This window comes from Achromobacter sp. 1011811831, from assembly GCF_059760905.1.
Genome location: NZ_JCBANG010000014.1, coordinates 30,681 through 48,262, shown reverse-complemented (window position 1 = coordinate 48,262; position 17,582 = coordinate 30,681). Strand labels below are relative to the sequence as shown.

Here is a 17,582-nt window from a genome sequence, read left to right as displayed (position 1 = left end):
CCCGGTTTCCCCCGTTCAGGCCCGGGCCGCCGCCGGCTCGTCCAGCCGCCAGCGCAGGCGCACGCCGCCCGACGGGGTGGACTCCAGCGCCGGGATCGCGGACAGCAGCTTGCGCGTGTAGTCCTCGCTCGGCCGGTCGAACACCTCGTCGCGCGCGCCCTGCTCCACAATGGCGCCGTCGCGCATGACCACCACGCGATCGGCCACCTGCTCCACCACGCCCAGGTCGTGGCTGATGAACAGGCAGGAAAAGCCGTGCCGCTCCTGCAGGTCGGCGAACAGGTCCAGCACCTGCGCCCTCACGGTCACGTCCAGCGCCGACACCGGTTCATCCGCGATCACGAAGGCCGGCCGCCGCACCACCGCCCGCGCGATCGCCACGCGCTGGCGCTGGCCGCCCGACAGCTCGTGCGGATAGCGGCCGGCGTATTCCGAACCCAGGCCGACCTCGGCCAGCACCTCGTCCACGCGCCGGCGCTTGTCCTGGACGGACAGGCCGCCCAGCATGCGCAGCCCTTCGCCCACCAGTTCGCCGATGGTCATCCGCGGATCCAGCGAGGAATACGGATCCTGGAACACCATCTGGCAATTGAGCCGATAGTCGCGCCAGCTCGCGGCGCGCCGGTCCACCGCCGCCCCGCGAAACAGGATCTGGCCGGACGACGGCGCCAGCAGCCCGGCGATGGCGCGGCCCAGCGTGGTCTTGCCCGAGCCGGAGCCGCCCACCACCGCCACCACCTCGCGTGGCCGCACCTGCAGGTCGATACCGTGCAGCGCGCGCTTGGCGCCGGTGCGCGAGAACAGGCGCTGGCGGCCGGCGTAGTCGATCACCAGCTCCTTGACCTCGACGATGGGGGCTTCCCGGTTGACCGCCCGCGCCGGCTGCCGGCGCGGCATGGCATCCAGCAGCTTGCGCGTGTAGGGATGGGCGGGCCGCTCCAGGATGGCGGCCGTGGCGCCTTCCTCCAGCACGCGCCCGTGCTGCATCACCACCATGCGTTCGGTGTAGCGCGCCACCATGGGCAGGTCGTGGCTGATCATCAGCACGGCCGTGCGATGCTCGCGGGTCAGCGCCACCATCAGTTCCAGCACGTCGCGTTGCACCACGGCGTCCAGCGCCGTCGTCGGCTCGTCGGCGATCAGCAGCGCCGGCTCCAGCAGCATCACCGAGGCCAGCATCATGCGCTGGCGCATGCCGCCGGAAAACTCGTGCGGCCAGGCCTGGACCGCCGCCTTGGGATCGCGTATGCCCACGCGCGCCAGCATGTCCAGCACCCGTTCGCGCCGCTCGGCCGCGCCCAGGCGGTTGCGATGCAGCTTCAAACCTTCCTCCAGCTGGCGGCCGATGGACATGGACGGGTTGAGCGACGTCATCGGCTCCTGGAACACCATGCCGATGCGCGCTCCGCGCAGCCCGCGCAACGCGGCGGCGCTGGCGCGCAGCACGTCCACGCCCTCGAACAGGATCGAACCGCCCGCCACCTTCAGGGGCGAGGGCGTCAATCCCATGATGGCGCGCGCCGCCTGGGTCTTGCCGCTGCCGGACTCGCCGACGATGCCGACCATTTCGCCCGGCGCGACCGAGAAGGACACGTCGCTGACGATTTCGCGCCCGCCGGCGCCCACGGTCAGGGTCAGCCCCGACACCGATACCAGTGCGCTCATTGCACGCCCCTCATGCGCGGATCGAAACGGTCCCGCACCGCGTCGCCCAGCAGGTTGATGCCCAGCAGCGCCAGCGCGATGGACAGCCCGGGAAAGATGGACAGGTAGGACGCCTGCGCCATGAACGGCCTCGCGGCGGCCAGCATGTTGCCCCAGGTCGGCGCGGGCGGCGGCACGCCCAGGCCCAGGAAGGACAGCGCGCTCTCGGCCAGGATGACCCAGCCGAACATGGACGTGGCCAGCACCGTCAGCGGCGCGATGCAGTTCGGCAGCACATGGCGCCACATCGTGTACAGCTCGGAATTGCCCAGCACACGCGAGGATTCGATGAATTCCTTTTCGCGCAGGGACAGCACCGTGCCGCGCACGATGCGCGTGACCGACGGCGTGTACGCCAGGCCCAGCGCCAGAATGATGCCGTACTTGTTTGCCCCCACCACCGCCAGCAGTCCCAGCGCCAGCAGCAGGCCCGGGAAGGCCAGCAGGGCGTTGTTGAGGGCCATGATGATGCGGTCGGTCCAGCCGCGCACGAAACCGGTCAGCGTGCCGATCAGCGTGCCGGCGACGATGGCCAAGCCCACCGTCAGCAGGCTGATCCACACGCTGCTGCTGGCGCCCGCCAGGAGGCGCGACAGCTCGTCGCGCCCGAACTCGTCGGTGCCGAGCAGGAAACCGCCGCCGGGCGGCTTGAGGCGCGCGGCGAAATTGATCTTCAGCGGATCATGCGGCGTCCACACCTCCCCCATGACGGCGGCCAGAAGGATCACGCCGACGATCAGGCCGCCGATCAGCGCGTTGGCTGGAATCTTCTTTTTCATTCGGCGGTCACCCTTGGGTCGAAAATGGGATAGCACAGGTCGATCAGCAGGTTCACCACCACATAGACCACGCCCACGAACAGCAGGCAGCCCTGGATCACCGGATAGTCGCGGGCGAAGATCGCGTCCACCAGCAGTCGGCCCAGGCCGGGAATGGTGAACACGGTTTCCACCACGGCGATGCCGCCCAGCAGATTGCCCAGCACCAGCCCGATCAGCGTCCAGGTCGGGCCGAAGGCGTTGCGGAACGCGTGGCGCATCAGCACCGCCGATTCCGGCAGGCCCTTGGCGCGCGCGTGCGTGATGTAGTCCAGCCGCAGTACTTCCAGCGTGCTGGCCCGCGCCATGCGCAGGAGCACGCCGATCTCGTGCAGGAACAGCGTGGCGATGGGCATGACCAGATACAGCAGCCCCGCCTTCCAGTCCTCGCCGACGGACACATAGCCGACCACCGGCAGCCATTGCAGCTTGAGGCCGAACAGGATCAGCATCAGCAGGCCGAGCCAGAACGTGGGGATGGACACCAGCAGCGTGGCCGTCGACACCAGCGCCAGGTCGGCGGCCTGGTTCTGCTTCCAGGCGGCGATCATGCCGGCCGGCACCGCCACCAGCGCGGCCAGGATCACGGCCACCACCACCACGCGGCCGCTGACCAGGAAGCGGTCCCATACCAGCGACAGCACGGGCTGGCCGGTATTGATCGACGAGCCCAGGTCGCCGTGCAGCATGTTGGAGAACCAGATGCCGAACTGGGCGGCCCAGGTCTGGTCCAGCCCCAGCCGCGCCCGCAGGTCGGCCAGCGCGGCCGGCGTGGCCAGATCGCCCAGCAGCAGCTGGGCAGGGTCGCCGGGAATCAGGCGGATCATCACGAATACCGCCACCGCCACGATCAGCAGCGTGGGCACGGCCATGACGATCCGGGACAGCGCAAAACGCAGCATGGCTCGCTCCTCTCAGTTCCGCCGGCCGGCGACGGTCCGGACGCGCCGGACAGATCCGGCCTTATTCATTGCGCAGCCGGCGCAGCGTGGCGGCCAGGAAATCCTGCACCTGCGGCACGCACTTCAGGCCGTCGTGCGGCACGTTGTCCACCAGGTCCAGCACCGCGTGCACGCCGGCCGCCTCGAACGAGCGACGCAGCGATTCCAGCCGTTCCGGACGGGTCCGCCCGGCCGAATTCGCGCCCGACATGTGGAACTTGCCGCCTTCGCGGTGCGTGATCTCCCAGGTCTCCAGGTCGGCCTTGCCCACGATCATGTGCACGGCCACCTTGCGCAGCGCCCCGGCGTCGACGGCCTTGCCGAAGCGCGCCTGCGCATCGCGCACGCCGACCCACCAATCCTGCTCGGGATCCAGCAGCGTGACCGAGCCCGGCGCGCCGATGGAAACGGCCCACAGCGTCTCGGGATGCAGCAGGGCGTAGCGGTTCACGAACTGGCCGCCGCCCGAGTAGCCGAACAGGCCGAAGCGCTCGAAGCGCCGGCCGAACTTCTCCCCAACCTCGGCCACCATGTCCTGCAGCACGTGGTCGTAGCGGATCTCGCCCTCGCGCAGCTGCTTGAAGCCGTCGCGGTTGCCATCGCCCAGCACGCCCACCGGAAACAGCGGGCACAGCACGATGCAGTCGTTCCAGCGCGCGAATTCGGCGAAGGCGTCGCGGTATTCGACGAAGGCGCGGCCGGTGCCATGCATGACCACCACCAGCTCCACCGGATGGCGCGCGCTGTCGATGTGCGGCGGCACGTACATGCAGTACGAGAAGCGCGGATCGCTGCGAGCCGCGAAGATGGTGCTGTGCCCCAGGTCATAGATGGCCCGGGCGCGGGCATTGTCGGAAGGAACGGCGGTGGCTGCGCTGGACTGCATGGCTCTCTCGGTTGGCCGGCGGCAAAGGCCGCCGTCCGCGATGGCGCGGAAATTATGAAACATAAATTGGCGCCAATTTTAGGAATGAGCAAACCCGCCCCACAAGGCTGGGAAATCCCTAGGTCGATCAGGAATCGTGGGAGGAAAGGGCGGGAATCGGGGCCAGACGCCCGCCGCCGGGCGGCCGCGCTCAGTCGAGCTTGTAGCTCTTGAGGTGGATGCTGGTCTCGGTGGCGGAGATCGCCTTGATGAGCCGGACGCGGTCCAGCGCCTGGGACATTTCCTCGATATTGGCCACGCTCAGCTCGGCCAGCAGGTCCCAGCGGCCATTGGTGTCATGCAGGCCCACCACGGCGGGGTCGCCCAAAAGCAGGCTGACGACGCGGCGGGTTTCGTTGCCGTCCACGGCGATGCTCATCCAGGCGCCGATGCGGTTGGGCTCGGATTCCGGCCGCAACCGCACCGTATAGCCCACGATGACGCCGGCGTCTTCCAGGCGCGTGATGCGGTTGTTCACCGTGCCGCGCGAGACGCCCAGTTTCTTGGCCAGCGTGGCCACCGTGCTGCGGGCGTCGGCGCGCAACAGGCTGAGCAATTGTTGATCCAGAGTGTCCATTGTTGTCATTTCGACAGGCGATTGGCGCCAATGTGAAATCTTATACGTGTTTTCCTGCCGAAATGGCAGCTTCCGGCTGACGTCGCCTTTGGTCAGAATTTTCATCAGAACAGAAGGAGACTCATCATGACCACGCTGCTCACCACCAAAGACGTCGCCACGCTCATCGCGACGCGCACCCTGCCCCGCTGCCTGGAAGACCTGGCCGCACGCATCCGCGCCGACTTCCTGCGCTGGCCGGAATTCGACAAATCGGCGCGCCTGGCCAGCCATTCCAGACTAGGCGTGATCGAACTCATGCCCGTGGCCGACGCCCAGTTCTACAGCTTCAAATATGTCAATGGCCACCCGCAGAATCCGCATGTCGGCCTGCCCACCGTCATGGCCCTGGGCGTGCTGGCCGACGTGACCACCGGCACTCCCCTGCTGGTGTCGGAACTGACCCTGACCACCGCGCTGCGCACGGCCGCCATGTCCGCCGTGGCCGCGCAGGCGCTGGCCCGTCCCGGCGCGCGCAGCATGGCGTTGATCGGCAACGGCGCGCAGAGCGAATTCCAGGCCCTGGCGTTCCATCACCTGCTGGGCATCACCGACATCCGCGCCTACGACCTGGATCCGGCCGCCACCCGCAAGCTCGCCGCCAATCTGGCGCGGGTTCCCGGCCTGCGCCTGCGGCCCTGCGCCAGCGCGGCCGAAGCGACGCGCGGCGCCGACATCGTCACCACGGTCACGGCGGACAAGGCCTACGCCACTATCCTCACCGCCGACATGGTGGAGGACGGCATGCACCTGAACGCGGTGGGCGGCGACTGTCCCGGCAAGACCGAGCTGCACCGCGACGTGCTGCTGCGCGCCAGCACCTTTGTCGAATACGAGCCGCAGACCCGCGTCGAAGGCGACGTCCAGCAGATGCCCGCCGACTACCCTGTCACGGAACTGTGGCGCGTGCTGGCCGGACAGGCGCCGGGCCGCCGCGACGCGGACGAGGTGACGCTGTTCGATTCCGTGGGCTTCGCGCTGGAAGACTATTCGGCGTTGCGCTACCTGGCCGACGCGGCTCGGGAGCTGGGCCTTGGCCAGCCGGCCGGGCTGATACCCGAACTGGCCGATCCGCGCGACCTGTATGCGCTGGTCGAAGCCAACCGGACGGCCGATGCACAGGGCGGGCTGGAGGTACAGGCCCGCGACAGCCACGCGCTCTGCGCCTAGCCTGGCTGTCCGACCTCGGGATGCCGAGAGAACCCGCCAGCCTCCTTGGCTGGCGGCCGCGCGGCCCTGGAATGCGCCATCCCGGGCCGTCGCGACGCGCATGCGAAGCGCCCACGCAATGATGTTCCAATGCATTGCCTCGCCGCAGACGCCAGGAGGGCGCGCGATATACTCGGCCACCGCGAGCCATGCCTCGAAGGCCGGCCCGGCGCACAGCACACGCGTTCTGCGCGCCCGCCCCTCCCCGAGCGCATCGGCACACTCATGAATTTCGGATTGTCACGACAAGCCCATGCTGCAATGGCTCAGACGCAAACTGTCCCCATGGTCGCCGGAACATCAGCGCTCGGTCGCGAAGTTTCCCGGCCAGGCTGAACTCGACCCGCCATCCGCCGCCGACCTGGCCGCGATGGGCATGACCGTGGCCTTCTTTACCCGCGACAGCATCTACGAAACGGAAAAGAACCGGCTGGTCCGCTCCGCTGAAAGACTCCAGCTCCCCATCGACGCCCAGGCCATCGACACCACCGGATCCTGGGTGCGCAACGCCGCCATGAAGCCCGGCGTGCTGGTCGGCATGCGGCGCAAGCACCGCGGCCCCATGCTCTATGTGGACGTGGATGCGGTGTTCCACCGCAATCCCTGGCCCAGCCTGGCCGCGCTGGATTGCGACATCGCCGCCTACCACGAGCCCGATGGCCATCTGCTGAGCGGCACGCTGTACATCAACGACACGCCGGCGGCGGGAGCCCTGCTGGACGAATGGGCGGCGGCTTGCGGCGCCAATCCCGATGAATGGGACCAGCTCGTGCTGGAACGCATCCTGACCGAGGATGCCGCCCGCGCCGAACCGCGCTATCGCCAGGCGCGGCTGCCGGTCGCCTATTGCTGGATCTTCGACAAGATCGACAACGTGGCATCGGCGCAGGTCTATATCGAACACCTGCAGGCCAGCCGTGAGAACAAGCCGCTCAAGGGGCTGCTCCGCAAGCCCGGCCGCAACGTGCGGCGGCGCCGCGACCGGATCCGCACGATAGAGAAGATTCTGTTCACCGGCGCGCGCGGCCGCTGACAGGCGGCCCGGACCGCTGATCGCGGACGGCCTCCGGTGTCCCATGACACGGGGCCCAGGCTCAAAAGACAGGTCATTCGCTCATGCATGGCCGCACCGCCGTCGCGTGATCCGCATCTACGAAGCGCGTGCGCCCTGCCCTGCGCCGTCGTCCTGCAGATCCTGGAAACGCGTCTGCCATATCGAGATCAATCTGGCCGCCTCCGCGAGCGTGCAGACATCAAGCAGATTCGGATCGTCCGGCACCACGGGCAGCAGGTCGGCCTCGAGCAGCAGGTGGTTCATGACCAGGAAGGCGATGGTGCGCAGGTTTCCATCCGCGTACAGGTGATGCTGCTCCAGCGCCAGGCAGCACTCGGCGATCGACTGTCGCGCGAGCAGGTCGCGCGCTTCGCCCGCTTGGCCGGACAAGCCGGACATCCGTTCATAGTGCGCGCGGATGATCTGGTCCGCCTTCTCCCGACACTGCGTCCGCGACTGCCGGGACGTCATGACATAGAGCCCGTCCATTCCCTGCTGCAGCCGGCTCCATTTTTCGCTGCCGGGATGGCGGTCCAGGCGCGCCTCCCATTCATCACGACGCATGGCGCTCAGCTCGCCTTCGCCAAAATCCACGCCGTAGCACACCGCCACGCCATCCCGATAGCCGGCATGCATGGGCTGGCCTTTCCTGTCCTGTACCCCCACCACCGCATGGCCGTGATACTGCTCGAACAGTTCGCCGTCCAGCGGCTTGCGCGCCCGCACCTGTTCCAGCATCCGCGCGAACGCGTCCATCATCGCGGCCATGTAGCCCCTTTCATCTTCGTACAGCGCGGGATTGCAGCGGTCGCCGTCATCGCCATCCATCAGCAGCCGATAGCCGTCCCGCAGCGGATTGCGCATGCGCTCGAAGCAGGCAAAACCACTGTCGCCCAGCGTCTGCGCGAACGCCAGCCTGGCCGCCTCCAGGCGGAACAGCTGCCGCACCACCTCGGCGTACTCGCCACCCAGCGATTCCGGCAGCGTTTCCGCATCGCGGCCCAGCCGCGCGACGGCCGCCCGCTGCGCGGACAGGTCCGCATCCGCGGGCAGCTCCGCATAGGCGTCGGATATTTTTTTCTGCACCATGGCCTGGATCCAGTCAAATGGCCCCGGAGAATCGGCGCCGCGCTCAGGCGCGATGCGTGCTTGCTCATCGAGACCCGGCAGCGTCGGCCAATCCGGTCCAAGCGACTGGCCGGACCAGAAATCGATATGCTGCCAGCAGGTTTTCACCGTGGACAAGCTCAGGCTGGACGCCGTCTTCTCGTTGAAGCCGACATCGCGCTCCACCATCAGCGCGGCCACGTCGTGCGAGGCCCCCCTGATCTGTCGCAACAAGTGCTGATACGGCGTTGTCCTGTCCGGACTCTGCCTGGCATCCACCCTTGGAGGCGGGTTGGCAACGATATGAGGAAAGCCCTTATCCGAGACGCCAACCCGTTCCGACCCGCGCCTGCAGAGCATCGCCAGATCGTGCCAGGGACGCAGGCCGGGCTCGCCGGTGGATTGCGTCATGAGGCGCCCTCCAGGCGCACGATGGCGCGCTCGAATTCCGCCTGCAGCCGGGGATCGGCAGCCAGTCCCTCCCGCTCTCCAGGCCGCGCCAGGCTGCCGCAGCGTTCCAATGCCGTCGCCAGCAGCGCCGACAGCAGGGTCAGGCGCTCGATCAGCGCGGCGCTGTCCGGTCCCACATCGGCATCCGCCGCGGCTCCCAACGCCGTCACGCAGCGGTCGAGCAGGGACGCCATGTGCTCGATCGCCGCCTTGCCCGGCTGCGCGCGCCGCGACCACATATCGCCCGCCGCCGCATCGACCAGCCCGGCATAGGCCTGAAGGCGATCATCGGCGCCGAACATCGGCTGGTCCCGATGCCGCAGGCGCATCCATTCGATGGCCAGGACGACCGCGCGCGCCCAGGCGTCCAGCAGCGGCCCGGATTCAGGCAGGGGCGCGCGCCCAAGCTGCTCGAATTGGACGCGCAGCTGGTCGACCGCCGCGCCGCGCGCCTCCAGGATGCGCAGCGGCAAGACCGCGCGCAGCGCGGCGCGGTCCATGTTCCAGCCATGGCGCCCGGCGGGCTCGGCCAGATCCAGGACGGCGGTCAGCACCGCGACGGGCCACACCCCCGCGTCCTGGGCGCCCAGCTCGCGCCGACCGCCTCGCGGCCCATGCTGGCATGCCCATAGCGCGTCGTCCAACAGGCGCTGCAGGGTCAGCCGCATGCGCTGTTCGGCGGCGTCGCCCGACGCCAGATCGGCGCCTTCCTCATGCGCGGCGGCCAGCTCGAGCATCCTGGCCACGGCCCGGAGCCGGTCGGCCAGGGGAAGAGCAGGAATCGCCCGCCCGCCGGCATCCAGCGTATTCGCCATGGCCTGCAATGTCGCCAGGCGGTCTTTCCGGCGCATCAGTTCCCGCTCGATCGCGCTGTCCACGCTGGACGCCTCGATGACCACGCCCGGCGGGGTCGTCGGCGTATCGATCTGATCCCTGACGGCCCCGTCCAGGTCCGCCGCCGCCCCCATGCCGAGCATGCGTTGCAGCGCCGGCGTATCCAGGTGATGGATGATCCCATCCCTGTCACCCCGCTCCAGGCGCGACAGCTCGTGCGCGGCCAGGATCGAGAACGCGCGTTGCGCGCCCAGCTCCCGCTCGCCGGAAAAATCCGTGTAGTCCCCGGACGCGATCTGCTTGCGCAGGGCCTCGCTCCAGGCCCGCGCGGCCTGCCTTCCCGCCGTTGCCGTGGCGTCCTGCCTGAATGCGCCGAGCAATGCCTGCCGCGCCCGTGGCGCCAGGGCCTTGCGGCACACGACTTCCTGCTGCGTCGCCATGCGCAGGCAGGCCCGCGCATGGGCCAGGTCCCTGTCCGCGCCGGCCGCCGGGGAACCGGCCGCCATCCGCAGCGTTTCCAGGACCGGCGCCGGCATGTCCTTCAAGGCCAGAAGCATCATCTGCTGCAGCGGCAGGCGCGTCTTGCCCAAGCCGCCGAAGGCCCGCCGAAACCGGCTCGCGGCCTCTTCCGGCCGGGCCGCGCCCGCGTCGGCCTGGCCATTGGCCCAATCCCGCATGGCCGTCCTCAGCGCCGGAACGCATACCTGATCGGCATACGTCTTCTCGACGCAGGCCATGACCTGCTTCGCGAAAGCGCGTTCGGGCAGATCGGGCCATGCGCCGTCGCTCAGGTCCACCGGCGCGCCCGTGGCGATCTTGCGCCGGTCGTAATCCGTCAGGCGTTGCAGGTGGCGCCGCAGCATGGGCGCCACCAGCGCCTCGATCTCCGCGCTTTCGCGTCCGTTCCCGGGAAGGACCGCGTCCAGCCTGGCGCAGGCTGCCCGCAGCGCGCGACGGCCATGCTGGCCCGCGTCCGCGCCGCGCTTCATCGTCATGGCGCCCAGCAGGTCGGCCATGGCCCGGCTGAGTTCGCGCACCTGCTGCCGGGTTTGCAGCGACGAAGGCGCGCAGCGCGCCAGCAGGCTCCAAGATGCGCCGCGCAACCGTTGCCCCCACCCCGCGGGCGCCGTCGCCGCGCGCGCGGACGGCGATTCGCCGCGCCGCGCCTGCAGCCCGGCTCCCCATCGCCGCAGATTGCCGACGTAGCCCAGCGGCGCGTCGCCGTAGTCGCGGGCGGCGAGCCTGCGCAACGAATCGCTCAACGGCCGCATCTCAGGCTCCCGACGCGGCGCGCGGCGGCGCCTTGACGTTCAACGCGCAGGTCCTGTCCTCGCGTATCGGCAGGATGTCCAGGAAGCCACTGACCTCGAACACCTCGTGCACGGCGCCGCTCAGGCCGCACAGGATCAGGACGCCCCCCTGCTCCCGGACCTTCTGGGCGGCCACCAGCACCACGCGCAGTCCCGCGCTCGATATGTAGTCCAGCCCCGCCAGGTCCAGTATCAGCCGCGCGGGTCCCGTCGCCAGGCGCGCGAGGACGTCGGCCTCGAATTCCGCCGCATTGGCGCTGTTGAGCTGTCCCCTGGGACAGACCACCAGCGCGTCGTCGATGTGCTCCACGTACAAGTTCATGCCGTGCCGTCCTCCTGCCATGCCGATAAGGTCGTTCCAGGCATGGGTAACGCGCTCGGCCCGCGCGGTTCCTCGCGAACCCGCGCGCGGCGGTGAACTCTTTGCCGCCTGGCGGCCACACAGGCTGTTCCATCCCTCGCCGCCTTTCCCTATGCAGATCGACGCCCGATGCCCCTCCATGCTTGCGCTGGCTCCATCCGACGACGCGCTGGCCGACGCCGTCACCTGGCTGACCGGACTTTGCCTGCGCGACGGCTGGCCCGCCCTGGACTCGCTGGCGGCGACGCTCGTCCTGGAAGAGGCGCTGACCAACATCCTCAAGTACGGACTGGCCTCGTCCGCGCAAGACCATGCCGCGCTCGTGCGCCTGCGCTTCACCCGAGGCTGCGGCATCGCGGCCCTGCGCATCATGGACAACGGTCCGCCGTTCGATCCACTGGCCGCGCAGCCGCGCCCTCATGCTCCGTCGCTGGACCAGGCTCGACCCGGCGGGCAAGGCTTGCGCCTGATGCGCCATTACACGCGCGCGATGCGCTACCGGCGCCGCCACGGCCAGAACGAGCTCACGCTGTTCTTCCAGCCCGGGCGTTGAGACCCCGGCCTCGGAACCATTGCCTGGCCACGGTCACGTATGCCCCATGTGCACCGACATGCTCACCCGGCCAAACACCGCGCGCCCGCTGCGTATCGTCATCGACCCTTCGGCGCTGGCGCACAACCTTAGCCGCCTGCGCCATGCGCGCGGCGGACGGCCGCCACGGGTCTGGGCCGTGGCCAAGGCCGATGCCTACGGCCATGGCCAGGCCCATCTGCTGGCGGCGCTGGCCAAGGCGGACGGCCTGGCCGTGCGCGATCTCGCCGAAGCCCGGCGCGTAACCGACCTGGGGTGGCGCGGCCGCATCCTGGTCCTGGGCGGCTTGTTCGACCGGCACGAGGCCGGCCATCTCGCCGACATGTCGCTCGACCTCGTGGTCGGCGCCATGGACCAGCTGGACTGGCTTGCCGCGTCCCGCGTCTCGCGGCCGCCGGCCATCTGGCTGCGCTGGTCGGGCGACCTGGGCCATGCCGGCTTCGATCCCCGCGACTACTCCGACGCCTATCGCCGCGCCCAGGCGCTGGCCGCCCAGGGACGCGCATCGACGGTCGGCCATCTGCTGCATTACGCGAACGCCGAGGAACCCGATAGGCGCTACCTGTGCGACCGCGCCTTCGACCTGGCGATCCGCGGCCTGCCCGGTCCTGTCAGCCGTAGCAACTCGGCCGCGCTGCTGACAGCGGGACGAAGCTCGCCGCCGGAAGACTGGATCCGACCCGGGCTGGCGCTCTATGGCGCCAGCCCCTTGGCGCAGGTCGACGCCGCCGCGCTCGGCCTGCGGCCAGTGATGGCGCTGTATTCGGCGATCACCTCGGTGCGCCGCCTGGAAGCGGGCGCCACCGTCGGCTACGGCGGCGACTTCATCGCGCCCGCGCCCATGCGCATCGGCATCGTGGCCGCCGGCTATGCCGACGGCTATCCCCGAAACGCGCGCACCGGCACGCCGGTCCGGGTCGGAACATGCCCGTCCCGCGTGCTGGGCCGCGTCGGCATGGACACCCTCGCCGTCGACCTGTCCGCCCTCCCGGCCGCCGGCGTCGGCTCGCCGGTCACGCTGTGGGGCGACCACGGCCTGTCGGCCGAGCGCGTGGCGCGCGAGGCCGGCACGGTGGCCGCGCAATTGTTCACCGGCCTCGATCCGCGCCTCGCGGTGCAACTACGCTGACTCCGGCCATGATCCTGTCTTCCTTGCGCGGCAAGATCTTCCTCCTGGTCGTCGCCATCCTGCTCAGCCTGACGACCACCATGATGCTGGTCACGCAGCGCGACGTCACCTCGACCGTCGCCGCCGGCGAGCAGCACGCCATCGGCAACGTCATGGACCTGCTGCGACGCGACCTGGACAGCCGCTGGGCCACGCTGCTGCAGGAAAAGGTGGAAATCGTGTCCGGCGGCAAGCAGGATCTGCGGCGCATGGGCCAGACCCTGCAGGCCATGGCCGAAGCCTATGCCGACCTGGCCCGTCGGGGCGTCGTCGGCGAAGGCGCCGCGCGCGGCCTGGCGCGGGCCTGGATCAACCGCATGAGCCTGGACACGCCCCACGACGTGTACGTCTACGACGCCGGGCTCCACGTCCTGGCCTCCAACCGGCATGAGCTGATCGACGCGGACCTGTCCGGCCTGAAGGACATCAAGGGACATGCGTTCGCCGCCGCCATGCTGGCCCGCGACCGCGCGACGAGCATGGACTACACCTTGTTCCGCTGGCCCGACGACGGCTACAGGGGCGGCGAAACCCGCTATGCCTACTTCACGCAGTTTCCCGCTTGGCAATGGATGCTGGTGGTCGACGACGGCACGCAAGGCGCGCTGCAGCGCGCCCGCTGGCGCCGCGAGCAGATGGAGCAGGCCTTGAAGGAGACGCTGTCCCGGCTGACGCTGGCGCAATCCGGCTTCGTCATGATCCTGGACGACCAGGGCCGGGCCATCGCGCCGGCCCCCGCGCGCTTCGCCGGCATACTCTCCAGCCCGGACCTGCAAACAGGCAGCCCGCTGGCCGCGCTGTTGCGCCGCCAGGACGACGCCAGTCCCTCCAGCCGCGTGCCCTACGCCAACGAGCACGGCGCCTGGCTGATCGAGACCTCATACTTCGCCCCCCTGAAATGGACGCTGGTCGGCGCCGTTCCTGAGCAGGATCTGAAATCGCCGGCCCAGCGCCTGATGCAGCGCCAGGCCGCGGCCTTCGCCGCCACCCTGGTGCTGGCGCTGACGCTGGCATGGCTGCTGGCCGCGCGGCTTGCCCGGCCCTTGAACCAGCTGGCGCGCTATGCGCTGCAGCTGGCCGGGCAGGATCTCGCCCGTCCCCAGCCCGTCCCGCCCGAGATCAAGGCGCTGCCACGGCGCAACCGCGACGAGACCGGCCGCCTCGCCGCCTCGTTCCTGCACATGGCGGACCGGCTGTCCCGGAACGTCCGCCAGCTGCTGTCGGAAACCGCCGCGCGCGAACGCTTCGAAAGCGAGCTGAACGTCGCCCGCGACATACAGCTGGGCCTGCTGCCCGCTCCGTTGCCCGACGCCGCGTGCCGGCGCATGGACCTGCACGCCCTGATGGTGCCCGCCAAGGAGGTGGGCGGCGATCTCTACGACTACTTCCCCATGCCGGACGGCCAGCTGTGCCTGGTAATCGGGGACGTGTCCGGCAAGGGCGTTCCGGCCGCGCTGTTCATGGCGGTCACCCGAACCCTGATCCGCACGGTCGCCGAAGACGAAAGCGACCCGGCCATGATCGCGGCCCGGGTCAACGACAGGCTGTCCCAGAACAACCCCCGGCTCATGTTCGTCACGCTGATCGTCGCCACGATAGATCCGGCCACGCGCCAGCTGCGCTGGGCCAACGCGGGCCACCCGCCGCCGCTGCTCTGCGTCGCGGACGGCGATATCTGGCCCCTGGCCGGCCGCAGCGGCCCCGCCTGCGGCATACAGGCGGGTATTCCCTATCGCGGCTTTTCGGCCCGCCTGCAGCCCGGCAATCTGTTGCTCACCTATACCGACGGCGTCACGGAAGCCATGAATCCCGAGTCGCTGCAATACGGCGAGACGCGCCTGCAGGCTTGCCTGGAGGCCGCGCGGGCACTGGCCTGCCAGCCGCTGCTGGAAGCCGTGCTCGCGGACGTCAAGGCGCACGCCCGCGCGGCCGAACAGTCCGATGACATCACCCTGGTCGCCGCACGCATACGATGAATCCGATCGCGCCCCTGATCCTCGCCGCCCTGTTCCTCATCGCGCCCGCCGCCGCCCAGGACGAACCCGGCGCGCCGTCGACGCCGGCTCAAGCCCCCGCCGTCCAATCCGCCGACGCGCTGCAACCCCGGCCCGGGCCGGGCGGACGCCGCTGGCGCCTTGGCTATGTGCAGAGCGGCGACTACCAGGAGTACCCGCGCACGCTGGCCGCGCTGGTACAGGGACTGCGGCAGCTGGGCTGGCTGAGCATCGGCGAGATCCCCGCCGGCCTGGACGGCAGGCAGACCTGGAACTACATCGCGGAGCACGCGCGCAGCGATACGCTCAGCTTCGTGCGCGACGCATGGTGGCAGCCCGGCGACTTCGATGCCAGCGCGCGGCCCGCGATGCGGCAGGCGATCCAGGACCGGCTGACGCGCAAGGGCGACGTGGACCTGATGATCGCGATGGGCACCTGGGCCGGACAGGACATGGCGGCCATCGGCCCGCCGGTGCCCACCGTGGTGGGCTCGGCCAGCGATCCGGTCGGCGCCGGCATCGTCGCCAGCGCGGCCGACAGCGGGCGCGAGAACCTGCACGCCCGCGTCGAGCCGGAACGCTATGAACAGCAGATACGCCTGTTCAACAGCATCGTTCCCTTCAGGACGCTGGGCGTGGTCTACGAGGACACCGCCGAGGGGCGTGGCTACGCCGCGCTGGACGCGCTGCGGCGCGTCGCCGGCGAGCGCGGCTTTCGCGTGGTCCCGTGCCAGGCAAGAACATCGGGCGTCGGCGCGCCGCAGGCGCAACTGAACGTCCTGACCTGCTACAAGCGCCTGGCCGCGACGGTCGAGGCCATGTACGTGACGGTCAGTTCGGGACTGACCGCCGACATCACGCGCCGCCTGGCGGCGCTGCTGCGGACGAGGCGCATTCCCAGTTTCGCCATGCTGGGCGCGGAGGAGGTGCAGAACGGCCTGCTCCTGAGCATGGCGCGCGCGGACTATGCCTCGGTGGGCCGGTTCCACGCCGCCATCATCGCCCGCATCCTGCGCGGCGAATCGCCTCGCCGCATCAGCCAGCTCTGGCGGGAACCCGCCAGGATCGCCGTCAACTTCAAGACCATGCGCCTTATCGGCTTCGATCCGCCCATGGAGTTGCTGCTGGCGGCGGACGATATCTTTGAACTCGCGAACGGGCCTGGCCCCGCGCAATCTGTGACGTTTATCCAACATTGAAAAACAAATGCGTTTCTACCCGTTTTTATTTCGCAATTTATGGGAATAATGTGTCGGAAAATTGCCACTGCGCTCCTACTATCCACTTCATACAGTGATGGAAACACTGCGCATTCCGACGACAGGATGGACAAGGCGATGATCCAACAACCGCAGCCCGCGCGCCGTCCGCCTCAGCGGCCCACGGAAGCGCGCCCGCCAGCCTGCATGCCCGCCCCGGGATCCACTCTAGGGATTTCCCCGATACGCAACGCACCGGCCGCGGCCGATGACGCTTCCCGCCCTTGATCACGACCCGCCGCGCGCCACGCGCGGCAGCCATGCCAGCGGTCGCTACCCGGACGCCGGCAACCCGCCTTTCCACAACCGCATGCGTCACCGCAGTTCCACAAAGCAATCAGAAGAGCGCCACGCTCTCGCCCCCTGGTACTAAGAGTTGCGCCCGCCTATGCGCACAGGGCGCCCCCGGCAAACGTTGTATCTGTCCACATCGCCGATGGCCGATCGCCTGTCGCATCACGGAGGTAGCACATGAATGTTCCGATCGATCAACACGCCCATTGTTCCCGCCTGCGCATCCTGGTGGCCGATGACCATCATCTGGTGCGCGAAGGCGTCAAGCTCGTGCTATCGCAGCGTTCGCTGGAACACCTGGTGCAGGTGGTCGCGGAAGCCACCTGCGCGGAGAGCGTGCTGACGCAGCTGGCCGCCCACGAGATCGACCTGCTGGTGCTGGACCTGGGCATGCCCGGCATCACCGGATCGCGCTGGATACGCGCGCTGCGCGACGCGCATCCCGAGCTGCACATCATCGTCATGACCGCCAACCAGGACACGCACACGCGCGACGCTGTCCTCGCCGCCGGCGTAGAAGCCTATCTGCTCAAGCAGGGCGAAACGCAGACGCTGCTGGACGCTGTCAACGCGCTGGCGCTCAAGCGTGCAATGCCCGCCGCGCCGCGCGCCGCCGCGTCCAGCGAAGCGCCATCGGCCTCGCCCGCCGCGCCGGCGGAATCGCTGACCCGCCGCGAGCAGCAGATCCTTGCCCTGATCGCGGCGGGCGCGACCGGCACGGAAGTGGCGCGGCGTCTGTACATCAGCCCGCTCACGGTGCGCAAGCATCGCGAGAACCTGATGCGCAAGCTGGAGGTCCACAACACCGCCGAACTGGTCGCCTACGCGGTGCGACTCGGCGTTCAATAGGGTGCATCCGCGCCCCGTCATGGTGCACATCGCGGCCCTCCCCGCCCGTGGCCGCGAATAGGCAAAAAAATACGATGAACGTCGTATTGGTCGCTTA

At 69.2% G+C, this 17,582-nt stretch carries 15 protein-coding genes; 7 read left to right on the top strand and 8 right to left on the bottom strand.

Annotation, left to right across the window (positions count from 1 at the left end; translation table 11 throughout):
* Window positions 1-15: 15 nt before the first annotated feature.
* From AC6LJ9_RS08080 to AC6LJ9_RS08060, 5 genes are all read right to left on the bottom strand, one after another.
* A complete protein-coding gene (locus AC6LJ9_RS08080; protein ID WP_498147155.1) occupies window positions 16-1,665 on the bottom strand; it encodes an ABC transporter ATP-binding protein in 1,650 nt (549 codons plus the stop codon).
* Window positions 1,662-2,483 carry an ABC transporter permease gene (locus tag AC6LJ9_RS08075; RefSeq protein ID WP_498147154.1) on the bottom strand — a complete coding sequence of 274 codons (822 nt, stop codon included), beginning with the start codon at window positions 2,481-2,483 and terminating at the stop codon, window positions 1,662-1,664. The genes AC6LJ9_RS08080 and AC6LJ9_RS08075 overlap by 4 nt, the downstream gene beginning before the upstream one ends.
* A complete protein-coding gene (locus tag AC6LJ9_RS08070) occupies window positions 2,480-3,424 on the bottom strand; it encodes an ABC transporter permease (protein WP_498147153.1) in 945 nt (314 codons plus the stop codon). Before AC6LJ9_RS08070 ends, AC6LJ9_RS08075 begins: the two co-directional genes overlap by 4 nt.
* A 61-nt stretch (window positions 3,425-3,485) precedes the next feature.
* The gene (locus tag AC6LJ9_RS08065; protein ID WP_498147152.1) at window positions 3,486-4,349 is read right to left on the bottom strand and encodes an alpha/beta hydrolase family protein; all 864 of its coding nucleotides are present in this window, start codon (window positions 4,347-4,349) and stop codon (window positions 3,486-3,488) included.
* Window positions 4,350-4,539: 190 nt separating this feature from the next.
* Window positions 4,540-4,965 carry an Lrp/AsnC family transcriptional regulator gene (locus AC6LJ9_RS08060; RefSeq protein WP_212317554.1) on the bottom strand — a complete coding sequence of 142 codons (426 nt, stop codon included), beginning with the start codon at window positions 4,963-4,965 and terminating at the stop codon, window positions 4,540-4,542.
* Between the two features lie 126 nt (window positions 4,966-5,091).
* On the opposite strand from AC6LJ9_RS08060, the gene ocd reads away from it, so the two are divergent.
* Entirely contained in the window at window positions 5,092-6,174 is a 1,083-nt protein-coding gene (gene ocd / locus AC6LJ9_RS08055) for an ornithine cyclodeaminase (protein ID WP_498147151.1), read from the top strand.
* Window positions 6,175-6,466: 292 nt separating this feature from the next.
* Entirely contained in the window at window positions 6,467-7,246 is a 780-nt protein-coding gene (locus AC6LJ9_RS08050; protein ID WP_498147150.1) for a putative nucleotide-diphospho-sugar transferase, read from the top strand.
* A 117-nt stretch (window positions 7,247-7,363) separates the two neighbouring features.
* Here AC6LJ9_RS08050 and AC6LJ9_RS08045 read toward each other — a convergent pair whose 3' ends face one another.
* Genes AC6LJ9_RS08045 through AC6LJ9_RS08035 form a run of 3 tightly spaced genes read right to left on the bottom strand, consistent with a single transcriptional unit; the run spans window position 7,364 to window position 11,290 of the window.
* Window positions 7,364-8,785: a hypothetical protein gene (locus AC6LJ9_RS08045; RefSeq protein ID WP_498147149.1), complete on the bottom strand. Its 1,422-nt coding sequence runs from the start codon at window positions 8,783-8,785 to the stop codon at window positions 7,364-7,366.
* Window positions 8,782-10,920 carry a hypothetical protein gene (locus tag AC6LJ9_RS08040; RefSeq protein ID WP_498147148.1) on the bottom strand — a complete coding sequence of 713 codons (2,139 nt, stop codon included), beginning with the start codon at window positions 10,918-10,920 and terminating at the stop codon, window positions 8,782-8,784. Before AC6LJ9_RS08040 ends, AC6LJ9_RS08045 begins: the two co-directional genes overlap by 4 nt.
* A 10-nt stretch (window positions 10,921-10,930) precedes the next feature.
* Window positions 10,931-11,290, bottom strand: a complete 360-nt coding sequence (locus tag AC6LJ9_RS08035) for an STAS domain-containing protein (RefSeq protein WP_498147147.1) — start codon at window positions 11,288-11,290, stop codon at window positions 10,931-10,933.
* A gap of 178 nt (window positions 11,291-11,468) precedes the next feature.
* Between AC6LJ9_RS08035 and AC6LJ9_RS08030 the strand changes: the two genes are divergently transcribed.
* From AC6LJ9_RS08030 to AC6LJ9_RS08010, 5 genes are all read left to right on the top strand, one after another.
* On the top strand, window positions 11,469-11,882 hold the full coding sequence (locus tag AC6LJ9_RS08030) for an ATP-binding protein (protein WP_498147146.1): 414 nt from the start codon (window positions 11,469-11,471) through the stop codon (window positions 11,880-11,882).
* Window positions 11,883-11,940: 58 nt separating this feature from the next.
* The gene (alr, locus tag AC6LJ9_RS08025; protein ID WP_498147145.1) at window positions 11,941-13,050 is read left to right on the top strand and encodes an alanine racemase; all 1,110 of its coding nucleotides are present in this window, start codon (window positions 11,941-11,943) and stop codon (window positions 13,048-13,050) included.
* An 8-nt stretch (window positions 13,051-13,058) separates the two neighbouring features.
* Window positions 13,059-15,065, top strand: a complete 2,007-nt coding sequence (locus AC6LJ9_RS08020) for a SpoIIE family protein phosphatase (RefSeq protein ID WP_498147144.1) — start codon at window positions 13,059-13,061, stop codon at window positions 15,063-15,065.
* On the top strand, window positions 15,062-16,282 hold the full coding sequence (locus AC6LJ9_RS08015; protein WP_498147143.1) for an ABC transporter substrate-binding protein: 1,221 nt from the start codon (window positions 15,062-15,064) through the stop codon (window positions 16,280-16,282). Before AC6LJ9_RS08020 ends, AC6LJ9_RS08015 begins: the two co-directional genes overlap by 4 nt.
* A gap of 531 nt (window positions 16,283-16,813) precedes the next feature.
* A complete protein-coding gene (locus tag AC6LJ9_RS08010) occupies window positions 16,814-17,485 on the top strand; it encodes a response regulator (protein WP_498147142.1) in 672 nt (223 codons plus the stop codon).
* The last annotated feature ends 97 nt before the right edge of the window (window positions 17,486-17,582 follow it).

Excerpts from the sequence above, each read along its gene's own strand:
- AC6LJ9_RS08050 (WP_498147150.1), top strand. The coding sequence starts at position 6,467 with ATGCTGCAATGGCTCAGACGCAAACTGTCCCCATGGTCGCCGGAACAT.
- ocd (WP_498147151.1), top strand. The coding sequence starts at position 5,092 with ATGACCACGCTGCTCACCACCAAAGACGTCGCCACGCTCATCGCGACG.
- AC6LJ9_RS08010 (WP_498147142.1), top strand. The coding sequence starts at position 16,814 with ATGAATGTTCCGATCGATCAACACGCCCATTGTTCCCGCCTGCGCATC.
- alr (WP_498147145.1), top strand. The coding sequence starts at position 11,941 with ATGCTCACCCGGCCAAACACCGCGCGCCCGCTGCGTATCGTCATCGAC.
- AC6LJ9_RS08030 (WP_498147146.1), top strand. The coding sequence starts at position 11,469 with ATGCTTGCGCTGGCTCCATCCGACGACGCGCTGGCCGACGCCGTCACC.
- AC6LJ9_RS08035 (WP_498147147.1), bottom strand. The coding sequence starts at position 11,290 with ATGAACTTGTACGTGGAGCACATCGACGACGCGCTGGTGGTCTGTCCC.
- AC6LJ9_RS08015 (WP_498147143.1), top strand. The coding sequence starts at position 15,062 with ATGAATCCGATCGCGCCCCTGATCCTCGCCGCCCTGTTCCTCATCGCG.
- AC6LJ9_RS08045 (WP_498147149.1), bottom strand. The coding sequence starts at position 8,785 with ATGACGCAATCCACCGGCGAGCCCGGCCTGCGTCCCTGGCACGATCTG.
- AC6LJ9_RS08065 (WP_498147152.1), bottom strand. The coding sequence starts at position 4,349 with ATGCAGTCCAGCGCAGCCACCGCCGTTCCTTCCGACAATGCCCGCGCC.
- AC6LJ9_RS08075 (WP_498147154.1), bottom strand. The coding sequence starts at position 2,483 with ATGAAAAAGAAGATTCCAGCCAACGCGCTGATCGGCGGCCTGATCGTC.
- AC6LJ9_RS08020 (WP_498147144.1), top strand. The coding sequence starts at position 13,059 with ATGATCCTGTCTTCCTTGCGCGGCAAGATCTTCCTCCTGGTCGTCGCC.
- AC6LJ9_RS08080 (WP_498147155.1), bottom strand. The coding sequence starts at position 1,665 with ATGAGCGCACTGGTATCGGTGTCGGGGCTGACCCTGACCGTGGGCGCC.
- AC6LJ9_RS08060 (WP_212317554.1), bottom strand. The coding sequence starts at position 4,965 with ATGGACACTCTGGATCAACAATTGCTCAGCCTGTTGCGCGCCGACGCC.
- AC6LJ9_RS08070 (WP_498147153.1), bottom strand. The coding sequence starts at position 3,424 with ATGCTGCGTTTTGCGCTGTCCCGGATCGTCATGGCCGTGCCCACGCTG.